The organism is Halomonas sp. 113 (assembly GCF_904067645.1).
GTDB lineage: Bacteria > Pseudomonadota > Gammaproteobacteria > Pseudomonadales > Halomonadaceae > Vreelandella > Vreelandella titanicae.
This window is the reverse complement of record NZ_LR881453.1, coordinates 2,038,881-2,065,478: the sequence shown is the minus strand read 5'-3', so window position 1 is coordinate 2,065,478 and position 26,598 is coordinate 2,038,881. Positions and strand designations below refer to the sequence as shown.

Sequence of the window (26,598 nt, the reverse complement as noted above, 5' to 3'; positions counted from 1 at the left end):
ACTTCAGGCTATAGAAGCCCTGAGTGGGCCAACGCCTCTTTAACGTGTTCCGGGGCATCGGGAGCGGCGGCACGAAAAAGCTGATAAAAGTTAGCGGTCGTCTGCATGGCCACTTCATCGACACTGATACCTCGCTCCTTGGCGATGCACTCAGCTACTTGCACCACCCACGCGGGCTCATTGGGCTTGCCGCGATGAGGAACGGGTGCTAGATAAGGGCTATCGGTCTCAATCAGCAGGCGATCCAGCGGCAGTTGACGGGCAAGTTCACGCAGCGGAGCGGCGTTTCGAAAAGTAATAATGCCCGACAGCGAGATATAAAAACCCAGCCGCACCGCTTCACGGGCCATCGCCAAGTCTTCAGTAAAACAGTGTAATACACCGCCCACTCGCGGGTCGCTATATTCACGTAGCAAGGCCAAGGTTTCCTCTTTGGCTTCGCGGGTATGAATAATCACCGGCAGTTCTAACTCACGCGCGGCGATTAAGTGACGCTTAAAGCGCTCGTGCTGAATCTCGATAGGTACGCTGTCGCGATAGTGGTAATCCAGGCCAGTTTCGCCGATCGCCACCGCACCATACTGCTCAGCGGTGTCTTTTATATCGGCAACGCTGGGTTCATTCTCACTGTGGTGCAGGGGGTGCAAACCAGCGGAAATCGCCACATCGTGATGTTCGCGTGAAATGGCCGCAAGCTGCGGCATGTCTTCTAGGGTAACCGCTACAGCAAGAAATTGGCTGACATGGGCAGCGCGGGCGGCGGCCAAAGTGGCGGCAATATCGCCCCCATGGGTCTGGTCGGATAAACGATCTAAGTGACAGTGTGAATCAACAAACATACGGTTCTCAACAAATAGGTCAAAACAGATAGGCCATAACGACTGGATCAGAAAAATGGCATTCAGAGCGTGAACGATGGAGCTGCTTTATCTAATTGACCGGCAAGCAGCGCCTCAATGCGGTCACGCACGGGATAGTCCTGCTGGCTGAAGTGAAGGCCAATGCCTGGCATACGGCGGCCATTCACCCCCTCTGGAGATACCCACACCACCTGGCCGGTAATTGAAAGGCGCTCGCTTTCACCCGGCAGCGTAAGCAGCAAAAACACTTGCTGGCCAAGTGCGTAAGGGGTTTGAGTAGGTACAAAAATCCCCCCGCGATCCAGAAAAGGCATATACGCGGAAAGCAGTGTCGGAACATCCGGAACGGTAAGAGAGAGCGCTTTCTGAGCTGCCATGACGACCTCGCTGCACTGTTTTGAACAGCCGTGGGGGATTGAATAAACACCACTATGAACGCAGCAGCGCCGCCCAGCGCACCAGCCATGCTTCAAGCACTAGCTGAGGATTGGGGTTTGCCCCCACCGCCAACAACCGTCGCTGCTCGCGGGCATAATCAAGCAGGCGAAACCAATCCTGAACACGACCATTTTTCACCGCCTGGCGGTAGAGCGGTTCTAAATCAGGGTTATGCAACACCGCCGCCTCCCCAGACAAACCTAGACGAATCAGGTCTTCCAGCCAGGCGATACCGTACCACAAGATGGCATCAATCGCCTGGCGATCCAGACGGGCCGCCTCTGAAACGGGCTCGGCCCCGCGCACCAGCTGTTCGAAACTGTCGTGAATTTGATGGCGTAAAGCGCGCTCTTCGGGCGCTGCCAGCTCCACGGCGAGCAGTGGTAGCCCACCCGCTACCTGCCACCAGAAGTAGGCTTCGTCAGTGCTGCCCAATTGCTCAATCAACCAACCACGACACGCCTCAAAGGCAACGCTGGGTAGTGACCACTGCTGACAGCGCGAACGGATCGTCGCCAGCATCCGCGACGGCACGTCGGAAAGCAGAATAAACAGGGTTTTGTCACCGGGCTCTTCAAGGCTTTTGAGCAGCGCATTGGCGGCGGCAACGTTCATTGCCTCGGCGGGGGAAACCACAATCACTCGATAACCGCCCTGCTGAGCCGTTTGCGACACAAAGCGATTAACCTCGCGGATAGGGTCAATGCGGATTTGGCGCTTTCCCTCTTCTGGTGAAACCCGCAGCAGATCCGGGTGATAGCCCGATTCCAGCATCGAGCAGCTATGGCAATGGCCACAGGCTTGATCAGCGGGCGAGGCGCATAGCGTTCGGGCAATTAACGCCTCCGCTAACTGCTGCTTACCCACGCCGTGGGCGCCGTGAATTAACAACGCGTGGGGCATCCGTCCACCATCAGCCAAGCGGGTCAAATGCTGCCAGGTGGCTTGGTGCCACGGCATTACGCCGGTTAACGCCATGCCGCGACCTTTGTTAATAGGACTTGTCGGATTTGGCTTTGTACCTTATCCAGTGTGTATTGTGCATCGATCACCGCAAAGCGCTCGGGCGCTTCTTCCGCTCGTGCCAAATAGCCATCCCGCACAGCCTGGAAAAAGTCAGCCTGCTCCTGTTCAAAACGATCAAGCTGCTCATGGCGATCACGCAGGCGCGACTCTAAGCGTTGTCTTGCAGCCTCTTTGGGCATATCGAGCAGTAGGGTTAAATCGGGAGAGAGCCCCTGCTGAACAAAATTCTCCAGCACGGCGATACGCTCCTTGGGAATGCCCCGCCCCCCGCCCTGATAGGCAAAGGTGGCATCGGTAAAGCGATCACACACTACCCACGCCCCTCTTGCCAAGGCGGGGAGTATTTTTTCCGCCAAGTGCTGCGCTCGCGCGGCGAACATTAGCAGCAGCTCAGCGTCGACATGTAGCGGCTCTTGGGGGACAGGATCCAGTAACAGTGCGCGAATAGCTTCACCACGAACGGTGCCGCCCGGCTCGCGGGTACGCACCACTTCCAACCCCTGGGCCTCCAAACACTCGGCCACAAAGCCCACATTGGTGGATTTACCCACACCTTCGCCGCCTTCCAGCGTAATGAAGCGTCCACGCTTACTCATCATGCTCCCTTACAGTGGTCATCAATCATGGGTGATGTGTCATGGCGATTAGCGATTGCGGATATAGCGATTAACGGCATTGTTATGCTCCCGCAGCGTACGCGAGAAATGGTGCGTGCCATCGCCACGGGAAACGAAATAGAGCGTTTCGCCAGGCAGTGGATTCACCGCTGCCTCCAAGGAGGCACGCCCAGGCATGGCAATCGGCGTGGGCGGTATGCCGTCAATGACGTAAGTGTTATAGGGCGTGGCCTCGCGAATATCGGCGCGGGTAATTCGCCCTTCATAACGCTCCCCCATACCGTAAATAATCGTCGGGTCGGTTTGCAGGCGCATGCCCTGCTCCATGCGGCGCTTGAACACACCGGCAATTTCGCGCCGCTCCTCGGGCGCACCGGTTTCCCGCTCGATCAAGGAGGCCATAATCAGCGCTTCGTAGGGGGAGTCAATGGTTAGGTCGTCCGCGCGCTCCTCCCACACCTCTTCCAAAATGCGCTCCATCCGCTCCAATGACTGGCGCAGGATATCGACATCGCTCATACCCAGATGATAGCGATAGGTATCGGGAAAGAACCAGCCCTCGGGAAAGGTGCCTTCTCGATCGAGTAACGTCATCACCTCTGCATCGCTCAACTCCGCCGTGCGGTGGTCGAGTTTCGGCGCCGCATTGAGTAATTCGCGCATCTGCCGAAAAGACCACCCCTCAGGAATGGTCAGCGAGTAGGTAACCACCTTATTGCTACCCAGCAGTGCCATCATTTCCAGACCGCTCATATTCGGCAATAGCTGATACTCGCCGGTACGCAGTTGCGGCACGCGTTCCGGCTCGACCCGCGCTAGCAAGCGAAACGCCCAAGCATCCTCCAGCACGCCCTGCTCTTCCAATTGCGCCACGACCTGATTAAAGCCCGCACCAGAGGGCACTTGGTAAAGCATTGGCTCATCGAGCGCTAGCGGTGCCTCTAATCGGCTCTGCCAATAGAAATAACCGCCTGCTGCACTTGCAGCCCCAACCACTACTAACACCAATAAAGCGGTTAATAACCGTTTCACCATGACACCTCTAAAAAATTGCAGAGCGATATCTAAACACTGGCGTTTAAACAACGCCCAATAGCTGATGTGCCAAACGCTGGAACGGGTCAGGCTGACTCAGAGGCCAGCGTTGCAGCAGTGAACCATCCGCGGCAAGCAAGGTGGTAACAGGCCATACACCCTGAACAGAGTTGGCCACCCATAGCCGCTCGACATCAACAAGTTGATGAAGCGTCAGCGACGCCTGAGCGGCAGCACCTTGGTCAAGCAATGCAGCACGCAACGTGCCAGCCACGCCGCACTGGTCAAGCAGAGGCGTTAACACTTCCCCCGCCTGTTGCCAAAAAACATTCATACTGGTGGCTTCTACCACAAGGCCTTCACTGTCGGCGAGCAATCCTTCGGCAATAGTGGCATCGCCCCACTCTTGGCGGGCCAGTACGTTTTCCAGTCGATTGAGGTGCTTGATACCCGCCAACCGAGGCTGACGGGCCAGCCGCAAATCGCAAAGCCGCACTGTCACGCCTTCCTGCCAGCGCTTAACCGACGGTTGAAACGGCGTTCGACGACTGAGCAGCCGCGGCGTGATCTGATCGGGCTGGGCATAGCCACGCCCGCCGCTGCCTCGGGTCAGTATCAGCTTAAGCACTTCGAACTCAGCAGTGGGATCGCCTTGCCAAGTGGCGTCAAGGGCCTCCTGGCAAGGTAACGGTAGCCCCAGGCGATGACAGCCTTGTGCCAGACGCTCCCTGTGATAGCGCCATAGCACCGGCTTTCCCGTACGCAATAGCACCGTTTCAAACAGACCATCACCATACGCCAGCCCACGATCATCAAACGGCACAGATTGATCATCACATAACGTAGGCGTCAGCATCGCTAACTACACCTTCTTAAATAGCAGCGAGCCGTTGGTACCACCAAAACCGAAGGAATTTGAAAGCGCCATATCAATGCGCATATCCCTCGCAGTATGCGGCACATAGTCCAGATTGCAGCCTTCCTGCGGGTTATCCAGATTAATCGTGGGCGGCGCGACCTGATCACGAATAGCCAGAATACTAAACACCGCCTCTACCGCACCGGCGGCGCCCAACAGGTGGCCAATCATCGATTTGGTGGAGCTCACTGCCACGCTGCTTGCAGCGCCACCCAAGACGTTCTCAATGGCACGACTTTCGGCCAGATCGCCTGCCGCAGTGGAGGTACCATGGGCGTTGATGTAGTGAACCGAAGAAACGTCAACCTGGGCATCTTTAATCGCATTGCGCATGGAGAGCGCTGCGCCACGTCCATCTTCCGGCGGCGAAGTCATGTGATAAGCATCATCGCTCATACCAAAGCCCACCAGCTCGGCGTAGATATTGGCACCCCGCGCCTTGGCGTGCTCATACTCCTCAAGCACCAGCACACCGGCACCATCGGATAACACGAAACCATCACGGTCGGTATCCCAAGGGCGGCTTGCCGCTTGTGGATCGTCATTACGCGTAGAGAGCGCGCGAGCCGCAGAAAAACCACCCAGGCCCAGCGGCGTGGTGGCCATTTCAGCCCCACCACAGATCATCACGTCCGCATCGCCATAGGCGATGGTGCGTGCGCTATAACCAATATTATGAGTACCGGTGGTGCAGGCAGTCGTAATGGCAATGTTCGGGCCTCTGAAGCCGTGCTGAATCGCCATATTGCCCGAGATCATATTGATGATAGAGCCCGGCACGAAGAATGGCGATATCTTGCGAGCGCCACCTTTGTTGAGTGCGTTGTGGTTATGCTCAATCATGGGTAGGCCACCAATGCCTGAGCCGATAGCCACACCGATGCGATCGGCATTCTCTTCGGTGCACTCAATCCCCGAATCTTCTACCGCTTGGGCGCCCGCCGCCATGCCGTACTGAATAAACAGATCCATCTTGCGGGCATCTTTAGGATTCAGATACGGGCTAATATCAAAGTTTTTGATCGATCCACCAAAACGAGTGTTAAAACCGCTGGTGTCGAAATGCTCAATAGGCGTAATACCGCTTTTACCGGCCACAATGTTGGCCCACGACTCATCAACGCTATTACCCACTGGGGTCACCAGGCCTAACCCAGTTACCACTACCCTTTTCCGTGCCATCAGCTTTCCTCCAGGCATCCATGGTGACGCGACCCACTTGGGTCATTTGCTGCTTAAATTTGGTCAACAGTATAACGGAGATTGAACGTTATAAGCATTGTGGCAGCAAAGCAAAAAAGCCGTCCTGGAAAAGGACGGCTTTTAAGGCGGGTGGCTAGCACCCCACCCTGGTTCGATGCATCGACGCAGCCCTTACTGGTGGGCGTTCACGTAATCGATGGCTTCTTGAACCGTGGTGATCTTCTCAGCTTCTTCATCGGGAATTTCAGTATCGAATTCCTCTTCCAAAGCCATGACCAGCTCAACGGTGTCGAGCGAATCAGCACCCAAGTCTTCTGTAAAAGAAGAGCTGTTTTGGATGTCTTCTTCTTTAACGTTCAGGCGCTCTGCTACAACTTTCTTAACGCGCTCTTCAATAGTACTCATTAACGTACTCCAGTCGTTCACATTAGCCGTTTTTGATAACCAGCTATTTGGAAACCGCAAGCCAAAAGCTGCGGGGTAGTTTATAGACGCCCTTGGGTAGACGCAACCGCCAAGCCCAAGGCCATCAACGCATATTCATGCCGCCATTCACGTGAAGCGTCTCGCCAGTGATGTAACCGGCTGCATCACTGGTCAAAAAACCCACTGCTGCGGCGATCTCTTCCGGCGCCCCTAAACGGGCCAGCGGAATTTGCTTAAGCAGCATTTCGTGCTGTGCTTCAGGTAGCGCTTCGGTCATATCAGTCGCAATAAAGCCCGGTGCCACTGCGTTAACCGTAATCGCACGAGAGGAGACCTCACGCGCTAGCGCGCGGCTAAAACCTTCCATACCGGCCTTAGCTGCAGCATAGTTAGTTTGGCCCAGGTTGCCCATGGTTGCCACTACAGAACTAATCGACACAATACGCCCAAACCGCGCCTTGGTCATACCCCGTAAACACGCCTTGCTAACACGATAGACAGATTTCAGATTGGTATCCATGACGGAATCCCACTCATCTTCTTTCATGCGCATCAGCAGATTATCACGCGTGATACCCGCGTTGTTGACCAAAATAGTCGGCGCACCAAAGCGCTCAGTAATCGTTTTCAATACGCTATCGATACTGGTCTGGTCGGTCACGTTAAGACATAGACCTGCCCCTTCAATGCCGTGCTCTTTCAAATCGGCATCAATTTTTTCAGCGCCAGACTCACTGGTCGCGGTGCCAATGACGATACGGCCCTGGCGACCTAGCTCGCGAGCAATGGCCTGACCAATACCACGACTCGCCCCTGTTACCAGGGCAACTCTACTCTCTTGTGTCATAACGTTCTGCCTCTAACAGTGTAATCAAGCAAGGATAGTGGATTGCAATCTCTCTTGGTCACGCCTTATCAGCCAAGGTTTCACGCGCCAGCTCAAGCGCGGCTTCCAGACTGTCAGGATCATTCACCGCCAATCCCTTGCTACCCTTCACGATACGCTTATTGAGGCCAGTCAACACCTTTCCTGGCCCGCACTCAATGAACACCTCCACGCCTTGATCCGCCATGGCTTCAACACAGGCGCTCCAACGCACCGGCTGATAGAGCTGCTCGACTAGCCGCGTGCTCAATGTCGCGGTATCGGCATGGGCCTGGGCATCGACGTTTTGGATGACACTGTAGCGCGGCGCCCGCAGCTCGATAGTTTGTATCGCCTCTGCCAGGCGCTCGGCCGCAGGGCGCATCAATGCACAGTGCGACGGCACGGAAACCGGCAATGCCATGGCACGCCTGGCACCGGCCTCCTGGCAAGCAACAATAGCTCGCTCAACGGCCACTTTAGAGCCCGCTATCACCACTTGCCCAGGGGAATTGTAGTTGACCGCTGAAACAACGTCGCCCTGGGCAGCCTTTTCACAGGCGGCTTCAACCGCATCGTCTGCCAAGCCCAGGATCGCCGCCATACCGCCTTCGCCAGCAGGCACCGCCGCCTGCATGGCTTCTCCGCGCAGACGTACCAAGTTGACGCCTTCGGCAAAGCTCATGACGCCTGCGCACACCATAGCGCTGTATTCGCCCAGGCTATGGCCCGCCATAACCGTCGGCCGCGGCCCTTCCAGCTCTTGCCACACACGCCAAATGGCGACGCTGGCAGAAAGCAGCGCAGGCTGGGTACAAGCGGTTGCATTAAGCGACTCTTCGGGGCCTTCTTGGACGACTTTCCACAAATCGTAGCCCAAAGCATCCGACGCTTCCTCAAATGTCGTTCCCACCACACTATAGCGCTCGGCAAGCTCTCGCAGCATTCCAAGCTGCTGAGAGCCTTGCCCGGGAAAAATGAGGGCAAGGGGTTGAGACATGTCGTTCACCTTTGCTCTTGTAGGCATTTGCTCATATGAGCGATAGGCGAGGTTATTGGCACATCCTGATGCCACCTATAAACCCGCAAAAAAGTTAAATCGTTATTATCTGATCATGGCTGGCCTGTGCCATCGTTTTCACTTGATGGCGCTTGCCAGCGGCCTGCGATCCGCGCAGGTAAGTTATGTTCTACTTCCTGCAGGGCGCGATGAATAGCGTAGTAAAACCCATCGGCATGAGTACTGCCGTGACTTTTCACTACGATACCGCGCACCCCCAATAAACTGGCCCCGTTGTAGCGCACGGGATCAAGCTCTTGCTTTAAGCGCTTTAACACAGGCTTGGCCAGTAGGCTTGCCAAACGACCACTTAGGCGCGACTCAAACGCCATCTGCACGCGTTCAACCAACATACTCGTCAAACCTTCGCTCGCCTTGAGGACAGCGTTGCCCACAAAGCCATCACACACCACCACATCAAGCTGGCCTTTAAACAGGTCGCCACCCTCAGCATAGCCTTGATAGTCGAAACCACTACCACTGGCATACTCACGCAGCAGACGATCAGCCTCACGTACGCTCACACTCCCCTTGGTGGCTTCAGCGCCAACGTTGAGTAGCGCCACGCGCGGCACCGCAGTGCCATCGATACACTGCGACATCGCCGCCCCCATCAGTGCAAAATCGACCAGTCGATGGGCAGGGGAATCCACGTTGGCGCCTAAGTCCAGCAAATAGCAGCGGCGCCCTTGGCGGGCTGGGATCGCGGTACTGATTGCCGGACGGGAAATCCCCTCGACCATCCCCAGTTCGCGCCTTGCCAAGGCAACAAGCGCTGCCGTATTGCCTGCGCTGACACCAGCCACAGCTTCACCCTGGGCGACACACTGCAGCATGTGCGCCATGCTCGTTGCCTCGCCTCTGCGCAACGCCCAGGCCGCTGTTGACCCCGGCATTACGCTATCGGGCGAATCACGCGCCACCAAACGTGACGTTGCCGCAGCCAGAGGCTGCGGCAAGCGCGAAAGCTCAGCAATAATCTGCTGACGCGGGCCAAACAGAACCAGCTCAAGACCGGGGTGTTCTAACACCGCTCTTGCGGAGCCTGCGATAATCGCATGAGGGCCTTGGTCACCCCCCATCACATCAATCGCTAAGCGCATACCGCACTGAGTCCGTTTAGCCGCTTAGTAATGCAATTGAGGCTTATACCTCAACCACTTTACGACCACGGTAGAAACCGTCTGGAGAAACGTGGTGACGCAGGTGAGTCGTACCGGTTTCTTTGTCCTGAGACAGCGTCGGAGCGGTCAGCGCATCGTGGCTGCGACGCATGCCGCGCTTGGAACGAGTTTTACGGTTCTGTTGAACTGCCATGGGGGTTTACTCCAAGGTATTTAAGGTAAAGGGTGCTTATTTTTTGCCTTTCAAGACATTCAGCACCGCGAAAGGGTTCGTCGCTGGCGCTGTATCTGACGCCGCGCCTTCTGTTTTGCTGACCAGCTGCTCCGCCGAGACATGACATTCGGCTTCATCGTGATAGACCACCTGGGGCAGGCTGAGAATCAATTCATCCTCAACTACCGTCAGAAGATCCAGCTGTTCCTTTTCCACCAGCACCGGTTCATGACTAGCAGGCAACTCGGCCGCCAAGGCTTCATCAGTGACCATTCCAAGCAGAAAGTCACTACTCACCTCTTGAGGCAGCGGCACTAGGCAGCGTCGGCAGGCAAGCGCCAACGTCGCTTGCAAGTGGCCACGAATTTCACGACGGCCTTGAGCATCGACACCAAACTCAAGCACGACATGACAGTCGCCGGTTTGGTCACCCGCTTCTTCGGCAAGACGTGGCAGCTTATCCAGCGCTACCAAGCCTTCGATTCGTTCGTGGCGGGCTGCGAGCTTATAAGGCTCCACCCGACTGGGGAGTTGTGAGGTCAACATAGGCGCGCAATGATAGGCACTCCCCCTGCTGGTGTCAAAGCTGTCGGTGTATTTCTTCATCGCTTCCTCAATAAATAACCAACATAGGCCTCAATAAACAGCCGACATGGGCACAATTCGCAGCTTTCGCTACACTCTACTGCTTTGCCGTCCCACTAGCGCAACCACATTAGCCAGGAGTTATACTGTGACCTCACCCGCCATGACCGAGCCATCAAGCACTCAGTCATCAACTGCGCAGTCCTTAAGTACAGAAAATACAGAGCTAGTGCTTGCTTCAAGCTCACGCTGGCGGCGTGAGCTGCTGGATCGCCTACAACTCCCCTACCGGTGCCATTCACCGGATATTGATGAAACGCCGCATAATGGCGAAACACCACACGCACTGGTACATCGCCTAGCACTTAGCAAAGCCAACGCCGTGTCGGCTCACTTCCCCCACCACTGCATTATAGGCTCCGACCAGGTTGCGGTATTTGAAGGCGATATTCTTGGCAAACCACATACCACAGAAAAGGCCTGCGCTAACCTTGCCCGCTTTTCTGGCCAGCGCGTCACCTTCCTGACCGGTTTAGCGCTACTGGATACTCGCCACCAGCGCCATCAAGTCCATGTCGAGCCCTTCGAGGTCGTGTTTCGCACTCTTAGCACGCAGGAGATCGAAAACTATGTGGCCAAAGAGCAGCCCCTAGATAGCGCTGGCAGCTTTCGTATGGAAGGCCTTGGCATTGCGCTGTTTGAAAGACTGGAAGGCCGTGACCCCAACGCGCTGATTGGGCTACCGCTGATCGCGCTCTGCGACATGTTGCGCCAAGCGGGCTTGGATCCGCTTGGCGCGCCCTAGGGCCCAGGACGTGAATTGGCGATCAGAAACGAAGCGGGGTGTTAGGCGCCCTAATACCTAGCACTTCAGCGGCAACCTCGGTAAAACGCCGAGTAAAGCGCTCAAATGGATCAAGACTCGGCGTATAGTCCACCCAGTCGATGTTACCTACTTGATCGCGAGACAGCTGTTCGAGGCTACCCAACTGATCGACCAACCCTAGCTCGATGCTCTGCTCGCCACTCCAGATCAGGCCTGAGAAAATGTCCGAGCTATCACTGAGCCGCTCGCCGCGCCCCGCGCGGACGTCATCGATAAACTGGCGGTGAGTTTGGCTCAGCACGCCTTGCCAAAACGTCTCTGCATCATCGTCCAGCGGCTGGAATGGATCTAAGAAGGCCTTATTCTCTCCTGCCGTAAGCACGCGGCGCTCCACGCCAATGCGCTCTATCGCCTCCTCAAAGCCAAAACCAGCGTAAATCACACCAATCGAGCCCACTAAGCTCACTGGCGACGCAATAATCTCATCTGCCGCTGCAGCTATGTAATAAGCGCCGCTGGCACCGACATCCTCAATCACCGCGATAATCGGTTTATCACCCTGCTCGCGCAGGCGCATGATTTCCGCATAGATACGCTGAGACTGAACAGGGCTACCACCGGGGCTATTAATGTGCAGCACCACGGCTGCAGCGCTTTCGGCATCCCAGGCTCGGTTTAACCCTTGGATGATGCGCTCCGCATTGGCTGGCGAATCGCTGGCGATTACGCCATTAACCTCAACAATGCCCAAGTGGCGTTGGGCGGGTGTTGCGACACTCGGCGAATCCCAGAACAGGCTATAAAGCGCAGCAGACAGCGCCACCAGCACAACAGCGAGAAACATCAGCCGGAAAAACAGCTTCCAGCGGCGGGTACGCCGTTGCTCGGTCAAGACACCGCCTATCCAGTGATCCATCATTTCCAGCTGCGCTAATCGCTGGCGTTCGCGCAGGGTTTCGGCATCATCACCTGGCGCCCCAGGGGGCTGCTTAGCCCCCTTACCAGGCGATACCTCGGCCCCTTCAGTCCAAGGATCTTCCTTGAACTCGTTGGGCTGGTCGCTATTAGCCGGGCCATCACGCCCCTCTTGTGCACCCTCTTGGCGGGTTGGATCGTCACTCATAAAATGTCCTTATAACCGATCAAAAAGCTCGTCAACGCTATGGGCAATCCACTTTGGCTCGCTCATTGCCAGGCGCTCAGGCGTATGTACCCCATAGCTTACCCCCACCCGATCCATTCCCACTGCCCTAGCCATTTCCAAGTCATACTCGGTATCGCCGACCATTACCGCTCGCTCGACCGGCACTGCTAGCTCAGCCAACAACTCTGAAAGCATCTGCGGGTGCGGTTTGGAACGGGTTTCATCCGCGGTGCGGCTGGCATGAAACCACGCGCCGCTGCCGGTCTCAGTAAAAATACGGTCAAGCCCGCGACGGCTTTTACCTGTTGCGACCGCTAAACGCTGCTGCTCATGCCCGCGCAAACGGGCGATATGAGCTTCGACACCGCCAAAAAACGCCATCGGCGTGGCGTCGGCCTGCACAAAGTGGTGCGCATAACGTTCGCGAAGCCGCTCGGCCTGGGCAGGTAAAATACCTGGACAAAGCTGGGCAATTGCCTCGGGTAGCCCCAGGCCAATAATATCTTCCACCTCAGCCGCTGTAAGCGCGCCCCACTCGGCTTCCAAAGCAGCCGCCTGCATACACGACACAATCCGCGGCACCGAGTCCATCAAGGTGCCGTCCCAATCAAATATAATTAACTCATACTGCATGGCAGCTCCCTGTAAAAGGCAACGCGGTGAAAAAGAAGTTATTGACGGGCGCGCTTGAGCGTTTCTTCCAGAGCTTCTGGCAGCGGCGCTTTGACGGTAACCGGGCGGCCGTTAGTGGGCTCTGGAAAGGTCAGCGCTCGCGCATGAAGGAACAGACGCCCCAGCCCTAACTGCTTGGTGAGCAGACCACTTTCACGGGTAGCGTACTTATCGTCACCTAATAACGCATGGCCTGCGTGGGCGGCATGTACGCGAATCTGGTGGGTACGGCCCGTGACCGGCTCAGCCTCTATAAGGGTTACTTTTTCGAAGGTTTCGACCACCGAAAAATGGGTGCGCGACACTTTCCCGTTGGGATCTACCCTTACCCTCCGCTCGCCGTTACCGGCATCAAAGCGGTCTAACCGAGCACTCTCATAGGTTTTCCGCGCTGGCCAGCGCCCACTGACCAAGGCCAGATAACGCTTATCCATACCGTGCTTTTTCAACGACTCGTTCAGCGTCACCAGCGCATCGCGCGACTTGGCCAGCAGCAAACAGCCAGACGTATCGCGATCCAAGCGGTGAACCAATTCTAGAAAGCTCAGATCATCGCGCACTTGACGCAGCGCTTCTATTAAACCAATTTTAACCCCGCTACCGCCATGCACTGCCAAACCAGAAGGTTTATTAAGCACCATCCAATCGGGGCCTTCCATAATAACGCTGCCTACCAGGAGGTCGCGCAAATTATCACTGACTTCCTTCACCGCTTCGCGAGGCGCCAAACGCAGCGGCGGAACGCGTACTAAATCCCCCGCTTGCAAACGGTAATCCACCTTCACGCGTTTTTTATTAACGCGCACCTCGCCTTTACGTACGATGCGATAAATAAGCGCGCGAGGCGCCCCTTTAAGCCGCGTCATGAGAAAATTATCAATTCGCTGCCCTGCTTGCTCCGGGGCGATATCCACCCACTGCACTTCACGCCCTTCGGACATTACTACTTACTCCTGCTTAAAAACGGCATTCTAGCGTAGACCCAAGGGCATTGCGTCAATTGCTGGTCGTAGTCTTTACTGTTATATTCGAAATCGTTCACCAGCTAAGCGCAGAAAGCTGTCTTGTCTAGCGCTAGTGACTAGCTGTTCGATAGCTAATTGATTAAATTTGTTAGCAGAGAGCATCACCGCTGAGCTTGGTTAATGCGCCTGCCCGACTAACACGCAGGCCTGAACGCAAAAACGGCACCAGTGTACGCATTGCCCGTTTTCCAGTATTAAAACTGATCTTAAAAATGCAGTAACTCTGCCGCCCGTTTTTTATGCCGGCAGAGGAAAATAAGCCTTGCCCTCAACGGCAGGCAGCAACTAAACAACGCCACGTCCTGAGCAGCTCCGCCTTATTCGTCACAAGGCGATGACTGTCTCCGGGCGAAAAGTTCAACGCTGTGCCGGTGGCCGGCGTTGGTGAATCGATGAATGCCAGGTGTTGGCGGTGTCAGCAGGGCCGGATGGACGTGACAGCCACCGGAACACGTCCTGCCTCCGCCACGTACTCAACGCCCTATCGGCCGGGTTGGCGATGATGCCTTCCCGGCTTGACGCGTCAGCATTGCAATGCGCCGAGCACAAGCACGCAGCACCCAGCGATTCGCCTACGTCACCCAATAGGCAGTTCGCCGGCACGCAACGCTATGCGAGACACTATGAAACGGATGCTTATCAATGCGACCCAGCCCGAAGAGCTGCGTGTCGCTTTAGTTGATGGACAACGCCTATACGATTTAGATATCGAATCCGGCGCAAGAGAACAGAAAAAAGCCAATATCTATCGCGGTAAAATCACCCGCGTAGAGCCCTCCCTGGAAGCTGCCTTCGTTGACTACGGCGCCGACCGTCACGGCTTTTTGCCCCTCAAGGAGATCTCTCGCGAGTACTTTGTCAAAGACGTTTCCGGACGTCCGAGCATTAAAGAAGTGCTTAAAGAAGGCCAAGAGGTCATCGTCCAGGTCGATAAAGAGGAGCGTGGCAACAAAGGTGCCGCGCTAACCACCTTTGTCAGCCTGGCTGGTCGCTTTTTGGTATTGATGCCCAATAACCCGCGTGCAGGTGGCATTTCTCGCCGTATCGAAGGCGACGAGCGCAGTCAGCTCAAAGACGCCATGGGTCAGTTGACCGTGCCGGATAAAATGGGCCTGATCGTGCGCACTGCAGGCATTGGTCGCAATCCGGAAGAGCTCCAGTGGGACTTGGACTACTTGGTTCAGGTGTGGGAATCGATCACCACCGAAGCTGCCAAGCGCCCTGCCCCGTTCCTGATCTACCGTGAATCCAACGTCATCATTCGCGCCATGCGCGACTACCTACGCCAGGACATCGGCGAAGTATTGATCGACAGCCCCGAGATTCACGCCGAAGCGCTGAGCTTTATTCGCCAGGTAATGCCCTCGTATCAACAGAAGATCAAGCTCTACGCGGACGAAGTACCGCTATTCTCGCGCTTCCAGATCGAATCACAAATCGAAACCGCCTATCAGCGCGAAGTGAAGCTGCCTTCTGGCGGCTCGATTGTGATCGATCACACCGAAGCGCTAGTCTCCATCGATATCAACTCCGCCCGCGCCACCCGCGGCAGCGATATCGAAGAGACCGCCCTACAGACCAACTCTGAAGCCGCCGATGAAATCGCCCGCCAGCTGCGCCTGCGTGATATCGGCGGTTTGGTGGTTATTGACTTTATCGACATGGGGCCTGCACGCAACCAGCGTGAAGTTGAAAACCGCATGCGCGATGCCCTCAAGCTGGATCGCGCACGGGTACAGATTGGGCGTATTTCACGCTTTGGCCTGATGGAAATGTCCCGCCAGCGCCTGCGTCCCTCGCTGGGAGAAACCAGTGGCGTGGTCTGCCCGCGCTGTAATGGCCAGGGCACCATTCGCGATGTTCGCTCGCTCTCCCTCTCTATCATGCGCCTGATTGAAGAAGAGGCGATGAAAGAGAATAGCGCACAGATTCGCGCCATTCTACCGGTACCCGTGGCGACTTACCTGCTCAATGAAAAACGCAGCGTGTTGGCAGATCTTGAGTCTCGCCAGAATGTTCGTGTGGTACTGCTGCCCAATCCTGATATGGATACGCCCCACTACGACGTGCAGCGGCTGCGTGATGACCACCTGGACGAGGATGACACTCAAAGCCTATCGAGCTTTGAGCTCTCCACCGACACCGAAGTAGGCAAAGAGCCGACACCTAGCTTCGTGCCGCCCGCTCAACGCGCCGAAGCCGCCGTCAAGAGTGTCACCCACAACGCTCCCGCCCCGGCATCGCTGCAAACGGAAGAGAAAGCGCCCGCTGCAGCCCCAGCGGCCAAAGCAGCACCTGTAGCCAGCGAGCAACCCAGCGTTATTGGGCGCTTTATCCGCGGCTTCGCCAAACTGCTTGGTAGCGACGAAAGCGGCGCCGAAGCCACACCAGAGCCCAAGGTTGAAACACCGGCGCCGCGCAAATCAGGCGAGCGCAAAACCAATCAGCGCAGCAGCGAGTCGCGGCAAAAATCGTCGCGTGGCGACAACGCCAGCCGTAACGAGTCACGCAGCGATAATAGCGCCCGCCCTGAGCCAAAAGCTGAACAAAAAGCCGAGCAGCGCAGCAGCACACCGCGTCCTGCCAGTGACGACAATAGCGATAAGCGGAGCGGCCCCAGCCGTACCCGCAACCGCCGTCGCCACCCCCAGCAGGACGATGCTAACGGTCAAGAGTCAGCCAAAGCGCCTCGTAAAGAGAACCAGGCTGATAGCTCTTCCAAAGACAGCCCTAGCAAAGACAGCTCCACGAAAGAGGGCTCTAAAGAAAGCACCAGCGGCAAAAGTGCAGCGCAGAAAGAGTCGCGTCGTGATGGTGGTGACAAAAACCGCGACAGCCAGCGCGATGCAACGGCCAAGAGCCCAGAGTCCAAGAACTTAGAGACCAAGCAGGATGACAGCAAGCCGAAGCGTACGCGTAACAACCCGCGTAACCGCACGCGCACCCAGGCGATCAACCCTCAGGCAGAAGCTGAGCAGTTAAAACTGCAGGCCGAGGCTCAGAATGAAGCGTCAGCAGTAACACCAGAGCCGGCCGAAGCCCCTGAGGCAGAAGAACAGGCACAGGTGGCTAAAGCAGCGACAAATGACACAACGATTGCACTAGGATCGGACTCGGACGTCACCGCTCAGCCAGAAGCGGCAGCAGCCGATGCGCCTGAGTCCGACGCCGAGCAAGCGGACGACGCAACGACCGCCGACCGCCCCGTGGCAGAAAACGCTAAAGCGCGCAAGTCGACGCACCAGCGCCGCCAGCCTAAAGCGGCTTCACCGGCGGAGCAAACGTCAACTGCCAGCACCGTTGAGCAGGATGAGGCCGCCGCCAAGCCAAGCGAACCGGAGGCCACAGCCAGCGAAGAGCCGTCAGCGCCATCTGAGGTGACCTCAGCAACGGCCAAAGCCAACGCCGAACCAGCTGAAAGTAAGAAAACCGCCGATAGTCAACAGCCCAGTGCTAACGAACAGGCAGCGCCTGAAGCCGTCGAACCGCCTGCGGCCAACGCCGTTGATCCAGCCGCACCTATTGAAGAGGCGGCCTCCCCTGCACCTTTCAATAGTGCGGATACGGATCAAAGCAGCGACGAGCATCAGCCCGAAGCGCCAGCTAGCACCCAAACCCGCCAGGAAGCAGCAAGCCCAGGTGTTTCTGAAAGTACTTCTGAGAACGCTTCTGAGAGTGTCGCCGCAGCCCCTTCAACTGAAGAGCCTGCCAACAGCGAGCCAAAGCAAGACAGCGCAGAAAAAGGTGATGAGCCTAAGAGCGTTAAAGACACAAACTCTGAAGACAGAAGCGTTGAAGAAAGGAGCATTGAAGAGAGTAGCGCTGAACCGAATAGTTCTGAAGACAGTTCTGAAAATAGCTTTGAAAAGAGCAGTGACGAACTAGCAGCGACTGAAACACCTGCGACTGAAGCTGAAGCAGACGCTCAACCGGTCGCCAGTGAAGCACCCGTTGAAGCTGCTGTAACTGAAGAAGCGCCTAAACCGCGTCGCCGTCGCACAAGGGCCCACAATGACCCGCGTGAGAAGCGCAAACAGGCGCAGCAAGACACACGCTCCGAATAGATCGGTTCGCGCGTATTGTAGTAACAAAAATCCCCGCTTCGGCGGGGATTTTTGCGTTATGTGCACCTTAGAGACAGGGCCTAGAGATTAACTAACAGGGATTAATTAACCGCGGCTCGGGCTCTAAACGCACCCCAAAGCGTGCCTCGACCTGGTCCGCGATATAGCTAGCTGTTTTCATTAGCCCCTGACGATCACCGCCGCCAAAGTGCACCAGCACCAGCGCTTGATGCTGGTGTACTCCGAAGGCACCATCACGCATCCCTTTCAAGCCACACTGGTCGATTAACCACCCCGCCGCCAGCTTTGTTTGCCCTCCTTCCTGGGGGAAATGGGGCATAGCAGGATACTGCTGCAACAACTGCGCTGCCAGCACATCAGCTACCAGCGGATTTTTGAAGAAGCTCCCCGCATTGGCCAGCACCTGTGGGTCGGGCAGCTTCTCGCGTCGAATACCACATACCGCTTCGGCTACCGCGAGCGGTGTGGGAGGGCTTGCTAAGCGTGCAGCGAGATCGCCATACCCTAGCCGGGGTGCTGGCGTGCGTGACAAACGCAAGACTAGCTGAGTGATCACAATGCTACCTGCCAACTCGCCTTTAAAAATACTCTCACGGTAACCAAAGGCGCACTCTTGCGCGCTTAGCCAATTCACCCGCCCGGTGGCGAGCTCCATTACCTGCACCGCTTGCAGCGTATCGGCAAGCTCAACACCGTAGGCACCAATGTTCTGCACCGGCGCAGCACCACAACTGCCAGGGATCAGCGCCAGATTTTCAATGCCCCACAAGCCGCGTGCAGCAGTCGCCATCACCAGCGTATGCCAATTAACCCCCGCCCCTACATGGGCAAGCACATGCCCTTGACGCTGACTGAGCCAGTGCTGTTGCAAATCAGGCCGCACCACCAAACCTGGTAGTGCCTCGGGAAGCAGAACATTGCTGCCGCCACCTAGCAGCGTGACGGGCCAGCCTTCATGGCGTGCCTCTGCTAGTGTTTGGCGTAGAGCTGTTAATGTCTTTGGTGACGCGAAGCGCTCTGCTTGGCAGGGGAGCCTAAGTGTATTAGCGGCGGACAAATCCACATTGCTGAGAATATTCATCTGTGCAGCCACACCATTAGCCCCATTACAGCTCTCGCTTAAGGTGTCGAATCAGCCCTTCTGATGCAGCTTCAATCATATCCAGAGCCTTCTCAAATCCCTCATCCCCGCCAAAATAGGGGTCTGGGACTTCAGCACCGGGGGTACCAGCAAAATCTAAAAACAGCCCAACATGCGCCTGGCTATTGGCAGGCTTCAGCTCGCGCATGGCGCGTAAATTGTCCTGATCCATGCCTAGCACGTAGTCGAATTGGGTAAAATCGTGTTCGCTTAGCTGGCGGGCATGCAGGTCGCTTATATCGATACCGCGCAGTAGTGCCGCCTGCTGCGCGCGGGCGTCTGGCGCTTTGCCGACATGCCAACTGCCGATGCCGCAGGAGTCTATCTCGACCTCATCGGCCAACCCTGCTCGCTCAAGAGCACGACGAAAAACACCTTCGGCGGTCGGTGAACGGCAAATATTGCCTAAACATACAAATAATACTTTCACGATAGCTCCTTAAAAACTGAGCTGCCCAAGCAAGCGCCCGCCCCTGCGCTAAACCGGCAACGCCCGAACCCGCGCTAGGCCAGCAGCGCCCGAATCCGCGCTAGATCCTCGGCCGTATCAACACCGGCAGGGTTTACTTCGCAGGCCAATGCCACTTGAATAGCGTGACCATTCTGCAGCGCACGCAACTGTTCAAGCTGTTCAAGCTGTTCGAGGCTTGAGGCTGGCCAGTCTCGGTAGGCAGCTAGAAAACCGGCACGATACGCATAGAGACCGATATGGCGCAGCCAGGCATCGGTTGCCAGCATGGTCGGTGGCGCTTTGAACTGCTCACGATCCCAGGGGATAGGGGCCCGTGAGAAATACAGCGCGCGGCCTTGTAGCGTTCGCACCACCTTGACCACGTTGGGATTAAACAGCGTGTCCACGTCATTGATAGGCTCCGCCAGCGTGGCTATCGACGCTCCGGGATCGTCGGCTAGGCGCAGAGCCACCTGGTCGATCAGCGCGGGAGGAATCAGCGGCTCATCGCCCTGCACATTCACCAGCAGCGCATCATCCGTCAATGCCAATATACCAGCCACCTCGGCTAATCGGTCGGTGCCCGAGGGGTGATCGTCGCGGGTCATGATCACTTCGGCGCCGTAGGGCAGCATGGCATCACGAATACGGCTATCGTCTGTTGCCACGACCACTCGGCTGGCGTGGCTTTGGCAAGCACGGCGCCATACGTGAGCGACCATCGGTTCCCCGGCAATATCAAGCAGTGGCTTGCCGGGCAGCCGGGTAGAGCCGTAGCGAGCAGGTACGACGACGGTAAAATCAGGCACCTTGAAATCAACCATGTCATCAAAGACAGCCATTAAGCGTCTCCTAAACGCTCTTGTGAACGTCCTGGAGAGCGTCCTGGAGAAGTAGGCAGCTTTTCATCAGCATCCATCACGCGAGCCTCTTCCGGCAACATCACCGGAATCCCCTCTTTGATCGGATAGGCAAGGCCATCGTAGTGGCAGCGCAGCTCTTGAGCATCGCGATCATACTTCAGCTTACCGTTACACAACGGGCAGACCAGCATTGCCAGCAGTTCCTTATCCATGCGCTTATCTCCTTTAGGAAAGTGCCGACAGCCGCGCTGCCAGCCAGTGCTCAAATTCGGGTGGAAGGGATGCCTCCACATCTAATACCCAACTGTTAGGCGGGGCCAGGGCGTAACACTTAACGGCGTCTTTAGCGGTCATAATCACTGGGCGGGTATCTGCAAAGCTTAGCGCGCCCGCACTAAAGTGCTGGTGGTCGGCCAACGGGTGCCACTCGCCCTCAACACCCAACGCGGAGAGTGTACGAAAAAAGCGCTCGGGATGCCCGATACCTGCCACCGCGTGCACCGGCAGCGTAAACGGCAGCGGCGCAAGCGGAAAACGTGCGCCGTCATCAAGGCGGCGCCAGCGCAGCGGCGCCAGCTGCATAGTAGTGGCTGCCTGCATAATAGACGGAGTAAGCGACAAAGAGGGCTGTGAGTCGCCGTTAATGATCACCGCGTCAACACGCTGCAACCGGCTGGGCGACTCGCGCAGCGGCCCGGCGGGCAGGCAGCGCCCGTTGCCCAATCCACGGTCACCATCCACAACCACCAACTCAATATCTCGATCCAGTGCCAAGTGCTGTAAACCGTCGTCGCTCAAGATAATATCGCAGCCCTTCTCGATCAGTGCCTGAACACCGCGCACGCGATTGGGGTCTGCGGCCACTGGCAGTCCCGTCTGCTGTGCCAGCATCAGCGGCTCATCACCGCTTTCGACAACGTTCGTGTCGGCGGTGACCAGCAGCGGGTAACTGGGCGCATTTCCGCCATAGCCGCGGCTAACGATACCTGGCGACCAGCCTTGGGCCACCAGCCAGCCAGCTAGCCACGCCACCAGCGGCGATTTACCCGTCCCCCCCAAGGTGATATTGCCTACCACGATAACCGGCACCGGCGCCTTCCAAGTAGCTTTTTGGCCGCTAGAGTATTCCCGCTCCCGCCGCGCCATGGCCCACTGATAAAGCGCCCCTAAAGGCCTCAACGGCGATAGCCAGCGGCTGCCCTGGTAAGCGCCTTGCAGCCAGCGCTCCGCCAGCGTTCTCTTGGCAAAGCTCATAACGATAGGCTCATATCAAAAGGCTCATATCGATAGCCTCATGGCGCTTCTTGAAACTGCAGTTGATGCAGCGCCGCGTAGGCGCCATCGGCATCAAGCAGCGACTGATGCGACCCCTCTTCGATAATGCGCCCCTGATCCATCACCACAATCCGGTCAGCCCGCTCTATGGTAGAGAGGCGGTGGGCGATGACCAGCGTGGTGCGCCCTTCACAGACTCGCTCAAGGGCTTTTTGAATATAGCGCTCGGATTCTGTATCCAACGCAGAAGTGGCCTCATCCAGCACCAGTAGCGGCGCGTCCTTGAAGATCGCCCGGGCAATCGCCAGCCGCTGGCGTTGGCCGCCCGAGAGCATCACGCCATTTTCACCCACGGTGGTAGCATAACCATTGGGAAGCTTATCGATAAACTCATGTGCATAGGCGGCTTCAGCCGCAGCCTGAACAGCCTGGGGATCAGGATTGGCCACCCCGTAAGCAATATTATCGGCAATCGAGGCGTTAAATAGCGTCACCTGCTGCGACACCAGAGCAATCTGCTGGCGCAGTGGGCCAAGCGCGTATTCATCAACATTAATGCCATCGATAGTAATACTGCCTTGAGTGGGGCAGTAAAAACGCGGCAGCAAGCTGACCAGAGTGGACTTGCCGCTCCCCGAACGCCCGACTATCGCCACCAGTTCGCCCGGTGCTATGCGTAGATTAATATCGTGCAGGACTTCGGGCTGGTCGTCGGCATAGCGGAAGCTAACATGATCGATCACGACATCGCCGTTTAAACGGCTGGCAATATGTTTGCCACTATCCTCTTCAGGGGTCATATCCAGCAATCCGAAAAGCTCTGACGCGGCCGCCAGGCCTTTCTGAATTTCACCGTTAATCTCGGTCAGTTGACGTACCGGCTTGATCATCAGGGCAGCCGCGGTAATAAAGGCCACAAACTCACCAGGCGTCATGTTCTCCATCAGCGAGGGTGCCATGGCCAGCCAGACCAGTAGCGCCATGGAGATGGCCACCAACATCAGAATCACAGGGGAACTGACCGCACGGGTCATGGCTTCTTTCATACTTTGGCGGCGATTCTCTTCACTGACCCGCTCAAAGCGCTGCTTTTCATACGGCTCTGCGCCGTGGGTGCGCACTACCCGATAGCCCGACAGCGCTTCCGAGGCAATATGGGTGACATCGCCCATGGAGTGCTGAATGCGTTTTGAAATGCGTCTAAAGCGCTTGCTGACGTAGCTTACCACCACGGCAATGATCGGCGTCACGCCCAAAAACAGCAGCGTTAGCATCCAGTTAGTCCAGAGTAGATAGAGCACCAAGCCGACGACGAACAGGCCTTCCCGAAGAATAATCGTCACCGCTTTGGTGGCCGCCCCCGCGACTTGCTCAACGTGGTAGGTCACCCGTGATACCAGTTGACCGCTGGAGTGATGGTCAAAAAACCAGCCCGGCAGATGGAGTAGATGGGCAAACACGTCGCAACGCAGGGTATGAATCACGTAGCGGCCCACATAGGCCATGAAGTAGGTGCTTAAAAAAGTACCTAACCCCCGGGCGGAAAACATAATAATTACAAACAGCGGTAGAAAGAACCGAAACGCCGCATCTGGGTTTTGAATGCCATCAATTAATCGCTTCATCATTTCCGCCAGCGCGGTACTCGACGCGGCGTAAACCACAAAGCCCACTATCGCTAGCGCAAAAGCTCGCCAATGCGGCTTCACATAGCCCAACAACCGCTTATAAATACCCCAACCTGAATCAGTCACACGCGCTCCTGGCCATAGTGTGCAATCGGAGAATTCTACCTGATGGCGACGCGCTTCAACACTGGTTGCGTCGCCCTGGCAATGGTCGCGTTGTTTCAACCTGGATGGGCTGGGCCGCTTTTAGCCAAAAACGCAGTGCGCCGTCATGCGCCGTGTTCCATAGACAGCTGCCCTGCTGGCGAAAACGGCGCACGACAGAATCTACCGGATGTTGAAACGCATTACTCCGCCCGGCGCTAAATATCACATGCTCAGGAGCGATGGAACGTACGAACTGGATACCCGAGCTGGTGCCGCTGCCATGGTGCCCTGCCACCAATACACTAACAGGCGGCTCCACCTCTCGCAGAAAGCGACGCTCTACCTCAGTGCTCACATCCCCCGTAATCAGCAGTCTCTGCTCACCAGCGCTCACCTCAAGTACGCAGGAGCGATCGTTGGCAGATAAATCGTTATCACCCGCGGGCGGCCAGAGAATACGGTAACTCACCCCATCACGCTGCCATGTTTGACCACGCTGACAATCAATACCGGAAATTGGCAGCGCCTCACCTGCAGGAGCCATCCACTGTTTGACCCGATGATCGGCTAACAATGCGCTGATACCGCCCGCATGGTCATTATCAGCGTGGCTGACTAACACTTGATCAAACAACTGCCCCGGTGACCAAAGCGCCTCCAGAGGCATAAAACCACTACGAAAGCGAGGGCCGGTGTCGTAGAGCAGGCGATAATGCGCGCTGCGCAGTTCTATCAACTGCCCCTGCCCCACATCATGGACGCTGACTCTGAGCGCATTGGGGGGAATCGATGACGGAAGCGACCACCAGGGCAGCGCAACGATCAGCGCTGAGGCTGCCAGCCGTAAGCTTGGCAGCACGGCAGGTAGCCCCCAGCATAACGACAGTAGCAACAGTGCGAGGGAGAGCGGATACGTTAACGACCGATCAGGTTCCCATAGTGGCCAGTGCTGCACCACCAGCGTCAGCAACAGGTGGAAAACGCTTAGCGCCTGCTCAAACAGCCACCATACCGTCTCTCCCACCATGGGCAGAGGTGACAGCAGCCACCCCAGCAGTGCGGTCGGCACCATCACCGAGCTTACCCAGGGTACGGCGACTAAATTGATCAATGGAGCAGCGGGTGCCACTCGCCCAAAGGCCACCAATACGGCGGCGGCCATTAGCGGGGCTAGCAGCAGTTGCGATCTCACCAGCGCCCAGCACCAGCCCTTTATCCCTTGAGGGCGCCGCCGCCCCTGCCAAATAATAATCAGCCACGCCACTGCCACAAACGATAGCCACATCCCTGGACGCCATAGCGCTAGCGGATCGACAATAAGTACCAGCGCGAGTGCCAGCCACCAGCCCTGCCAAGCTCCCGGCGCATGCCGACCACTCAGCACCCACAGCCCGATCAATGTCATCACCATCGCCCGCATAGCCGGTGGCGCCATTCCGGCAAGGGTGGCGTAACTGACACAAGCTAGCGCTGCCAACCACCACGGCCAGGTGCGCATACGCCAGTTGGTGGGCGTTGCAAACCGAGCGACTGATTTGGCTAGCAGCAGTACAAATGAGGCCACCAGCCCGACATGCAAGCCTGAAATCACCACCAGATGCGTGGTTCCGGTAGCATTCAGCAGCGACCAGTCGTCTTGGGTAAGCTGTTCGCTATCGCCTAACGTCAACGCTGCCAGCCAACGTTTGGTTCGATCGTCGAGAGGCTGGCGGGCTAAAAAATCCAGCGCTAGCTGGCGCAAAGAAGGGCCCGCAGAAGAAAGCCGAACCGGCGCTGGCTCCTGGCGCAAGTAGCCGGTGGCGTGGATTCCCTCACGCCACAGCCACTGCTCATAATTGAAGGCATCAGGATTGGCAAAGCCACTTGGGGGACGCAAACGAAGCGTCATTTGCCACTGCTCGCCGGGCCTAAAGCGAACATCGCTATAAGCGGTAATGCGCACCTTGGTGAGCGCGGAACAGCTGGGCCGTTGTGCCAGGCTAGTCGAAGAGCTTTGACACTGATCAACGCTTAACAGCAGGCGCGTGGCATTACCCACCGGTTGGGCGGTCAACACGGTTGCCTCAACAGCAAGATCTTCTCCGCTTAGCCCCGTCGGTAAGCGACTCCCCCACTCTTCTTGTACGCCAGTGAAGACCCAGGCGCCGATCAGCAGCCATATACCAAATCGCGGGCACCGCCCCACTACCAGCAACGCGGCTACCAACACCCAGCCAAACGCATTTGGAGTCACCTCTGCGGTGTGGAAATACCAGGCAAAAATACCTCCTGCAAGTGCTGCAAGCGCCGCGGGCATGGCAACACCTAACCGCATAGAGCCCTCCAGCGAATGTTCATTAATGGCCTAGCATAGCCGAAGAGTGGCTCTATATGGATAATGAGCCACATCGATAGGCAAGAGTATCCGCCATGCCGCGCAGATTCCTGCAGCGCTACATGCCCAAACCCGACACTATCAGGAAACAGCGCTCGCTACGCTTTATTGCACCGCTGATTGCAGACCCGGGGTTGTGGCTTCTAACTCGCCGAAGCGTTGCCAATGCGTTTAGCGTGGGCGTGTTTTGCGCGATGCTGCCCATCCCCTTTCAGATGGTCGTTGCCGCGCTAGGCGCGCGCCTAACACGCTGCAATTTAGCCCTCTCGGTAGGCTTGGTATGGATTACTAATCCATTAACGATGCCGCTGATTTTTTACGGCAACTACTGGATTGGCACCTTTATCCTCGGCGCGCCCGTGCGGGAGGCCCCTTCGCGTATTTCAACGCACTGGATCGCCGAACAGATGCACGACATTATGCCGCCACTGATCGTCGGCTCGTTGGTAACAGCGATCATATTAGCCATCGTGGTCAATATTGGCATTCGCTTGATCTGGCGCTGGCACGTCTCCCATAACTGGAAACGCCGCCGCCAGATACGTCGGCAGCGGCGTGCGCAGATAGAAGCAGAATTTGACGATAAGGTTTAATG

General features: G+C 56.8%; 26 protein-coding genes. 3 read left to right on the top strand and 23 right to left on the bottom strand.

The genetic code is table 11. From position 1 onward, the window contains the following. Positions 1-8 precede the first annotated feature (8 nt). The 13 genes from YERSI8AC_RS09675 to YERSI8AC_RS09615 form a co-directional block, all read right to left on the bottom strand. The gene (locus tag YERSI8AC_RS09675) at positions 9-839 is read right to left on the bottom strand and encodes a TatD family hydrolase (RefSeq protein WP_009286419.1); all 831 of its coding nucleotides are present in this window, start codon (positions 837-839) and stop codon (positions 9-11) included. Between the two features lie 62 nt (positions 840-901). Further along, positions 902-1,237: a PilZ domain-containing protein gene (locus YERSI8AC_RS09670; protein WP_159176652.1), complete on the bottom strand. Its 336-nt coding sequence runs from the start codon at positions 1,235-1,237 to the stop codon at positions 902-904. A gap of 52 nt (positions 1,238-1,289) precedes the next feature. Then, a complete protein-coding gene (locus YERSI8AC_RS09665; protein ID WP_022523870.1) occupies positions 1,290-2,276 on the bottom strand; it encodes a DNA polymerase III subunit delta' in 987 nt (328 codons plus the stop codon). Continuing rightward, positions 2,267-2,920, bottom strand: a complete 654-nt coding sequence (gene tmk / locus YERSI8AC_RS09660) for a dTMP kinase (RefSeq protein ID WP_022523871.1) — start codon at positions 2,918-2,920, stop codon at positions 2,267-2,269. The genes YERSI8AC_RS09665 and tmk overlap by 10 nt, the downstream gene beginning before the upstream one ends. Before the next feature lie 48 nt (positions 2,921-2,968). Continuing rightward, positions 2,969-3,976, bottom strand: a complete 1,008-nt coding sequence (gene mltG, locus YERSI8AC_RS09655) for an endolytic transglycosylase MltG (protein ID WP_022523872.1) — start codon at positions 3,974-3,976, stop codon at positions 2,969-2,971. Positions 3,977-4,019: 43 nt separating this feature from the next. Further along, the gene (pabC, locus tag YERSI8AC_RS09650) at positions 4,020-4,832 is read right to left on the bottom strand and encodes an aminodeoxychorismate lyase (protein ID WP_138800095.1); all 813 of its coding nucleotides are present in this window, start codon (positions 4,830-4,832) and stop codon (positions 4,020-4,022) included. Between the two features lie 6 nt (positions 4,833-4,838). Beyond that, complete coding sequence (fabF, locus tag YERSI8AC_RS09645; protein ID WP_022523874.1) at positions 4,839-6,077, bottom strand: beta-ketoacyl-ACP synthase II; 1,239 nt, start codon at positions 6,075-6,077, stop codon at positions 4,839-4,841. Positions 6,078-6,269: 192 nt separating this feature from the next. Beyond that, complete coding sequence (gene acpP, locus YERSI8AC_RS09640; protein ID WP_008956801.1) at positions 6,270-6,503, bottom strand: acyl carrier protein; 234 nt, start codon at positions 6,501-6,503, stop codon at positions 6,270-6,272. A 124-nt stretch (positions 6,504-6,627) separates the two neighbouring features. Further along, positions 6,628-7,371, bottom strand: a complete 744-nt coding sequence (gene fabG, locus YERSI8AC_RS09635) for a 3-oxoacyl-ACP reductase FabG (protein WP_022523875.1) — start codon at positions 7,369-7,371, stop codon at positions 6,628-6,630. 58 nt (positions 7,372-7,429) lie between these two features. Further along, the gene (fabD, locus tag YERSI8AC_RS09630; protein WP_022523876.1) at positions 7,430-8,389 is read right to left on the bottom strand and encodes an ACP S-malonyltransferase; all 960 of its coding nucleotides are present in this window, start codon (positions 8,387-8,389) and stop codon (positions 7,430-7,432) included. A 113-nt stretch (positions 8,390-8,502) separates the two neighbouring features. Further along, complete coding sequence (gene plsX / locus YERSI8AC_RS09625; protein ID WP_159176651.1) at positions 8,503-9,552, bottom strand: phosphate acyltransferase PlsX; 1,050 nt, start codon at positions 9,550-9,552, stop codon at positions 8,503-8,505. A gap of 43 nt (positions 9,553-9,595) precedes the next feature. Beyond that, positions 9,596-9,766, bottom strand: a complete 171-nt coding sequence (gene rpmF, locus YERSI8AC_RS09620; protein ID WP_007114757.1) for a 50S ribosomal protein L32 — start codon at positions 9,764-9,766, stop codon at positions 9,596-9,598. 36 nt (positions 9,767-9,802) lie between these two features. Next, entirely contained in the window at positions 9,803-10,333 is a 531-nt protein-coding gene (locus YERSI8AC_RS09615; RefSeq protein ID WP_041158158.1) for a YceD family protein, read from the bottom strand. Between the two features lie 202 nt (positions 10,334-10,535). Between YERSI8AC_RS09615 and YERSI8AC_RS09610 the strand changes: the two genes are divergently transcribed. Beyond that, complete coding sequence (locus YERSI8AC_RS09610) at positions 10,536-11,177, top strand: Maf family protein (protein ID WP_171051135.1); 642 nt, start codon at positions 10,536-10,538, stop codon at positions 11,175-11,177. A gap of 22 nt (positions 11,178-11,199) precedes the next feature. Here the strand turns inward: YERSI8AC_RS09610 and sppA are convergent, their stop codons facing one another. From sppA to YERSI8AC_RS09595, 3 genes are read right to left on the bottom strand one after another with little or no spacing between them, the layout of a single operon-like run. Further along, complete coding sequence (gene sppA / locus YERSI8AC_RS09605) at positions 11,200-12,321, bottom strand: signal peptide peptidase SppA (RefSeq protein WP_159176650.1); 1,122 nt, start codon at positions 12,319-12,321, stop codon at positions 11,200-11,202. Positions 12,322-12,330: 9 nt separating this feature from the next. Continuing rightward, positions 12,331-12,975, bottom strand: coding sequence for an HAD family hydrolase (locus tag YERSI8AC_RS09600; RefSeq protein ID WP_159176649.1), 645 nt, complete (start codon positions 12,973-12,975; stop codon positions 12,331-12,333). 38 nt (positions 12,976-13,013) lie between these two features. Then, positions 13,014-13,955: an RluA family pseudouridine synthase gene (locus YERSI8AC_RS09595; protein WP_071692872.1), complete on the bottom strand. Its 942-nt coding sequence runs from the start codon at positions 13,953-13,955 to the stop codon at positions 13,014-13,016. Between the two features lie 707 nt (positions 13,956-14,662). Between YERSI8AC_RS09595 and rne the strand changes: the two genes are divergently transcribed. Further along, complete coding sequence (gene rne, locus YERSI8AC_RS09590) at positions 14,663-18,103, top strand: ribonuclease E (protein ID WP_159176648.1); 3,441 nt, start codon at positions 14,663-14,665, stop codon at positions 18,101-18,103. A gap of 91 nt (positions 18,104-18,194) precedes the next feature. Here rne and murB read toward each other — a convergent pair whose 3' ends face one another. From murB to YERSI8AC_RS09555, 7 genes are all read right to left on the bottom strand, one after another. After that, on the bottom strand, positions 18,195-19,205 hold the full coding sequence (gene murB, locus YERSI8AC_RS09585; RefSeq protein ID WP_138800088.1) for a UDP-N-acetylmuramate dehydrogenase: 1,011 nt from the start codon (positions 19,203-19,205) through the stop codon (positions 18,195-18,197). A 25-nt stretch (positions 19,206-19,230) separates the two neighbouring features. Further along, positions 19,231-19,695 carry a low molecular weight protein-tyrosine-phosphatase gene (locus YERSI8AC_RS09580; protein ID WP_041158064.1) on the bottom strand — a complete coding sequence of 155 codons (465 nt, stop codon included), beginning with the start codon at positions 19,693-19,695 and terminating at the stop codon, positions 19,231-19,233. 74 nt (positions 19,696-19,769) lie between these two features. Then, on the bottom strand, positions 19,770-20,558 hold the full coding sequence (gene kdsB, locus YERSI8AC_RS09575) for a 3-deoxy-manno-octulosonate cytidylyltransferase (protein WP_009286405.1): 789 nt from the start codon (positions 20,556-20,558) through the stop codon (positions 19,770-19,772). Further along, entirely contained in the window at positions 20,558-20,791 is a 234-nt protein-coding gene (locus YERSI8AC_RS09570; RefSeq protein WP_022523886.1) for a Trm112 family protein, read from the bottom strand. Before YERSI8AC_RS09570 ends, kdsB begins: the two co-directional genes overlap by 1 nt. 13 nt (positions 20,792-20,804) lie before the next feature. Further along, a complete protein-coding gene (gene lpxK / locus YERSI8AC_RS09565; RefSeq protein WP_009286404.1) occupies positions 20,805-21,833 on the bottom strand; it encodes a tetraacyldisaccharide 4'-kinase in 1,029 nt (342 codons plus the stop codon). A gap of 38 nt (positions 21,834-21,871) precedes the next feature. After that, a complete protein-coding gene (msbA, locus tag YERSI8AC_RS09560) occupies positions 21,872-23,608 on the bottom strand; it encodes a lipid A export permease/ATP-binding protein MsbA (protein ID WP_041158063.1) in 1,737 nt (578 codons plus the stop codon). 55 nt (positions 23,609-23,663) lie between these two features. Further along, positions 23,664-25,943, bottom strand: a complete 2,280-nt coding sequence (locus YERSI8AC_RS09555; protein ID WP_041158062.1) for a DNA internalization-related competence protein ComEC/Rec2 — start codon at positions 25,941-25,943, stop codon at positions 23,664-23,666. Positions 25,944-26,038: 95 nt separating this feature from the next. Between YERSI8AC_RS09555 and YERSI8AC_RS09550 the strand changes: the two genes are divergently transcribed. Continuing rightward, positions 26,039-26,596, top strand: a complete 558-nt coding sequence (locus YERSI8AC_RS09550; RefSeq protein WP_009286403.1) for a DUF2062 domain-containing protein — start codon at positions 26,039-26,041, stop codon at positions 26,594-26,596. Positions 26,597-26,598 lie beyond the last annotated feature (2 nt).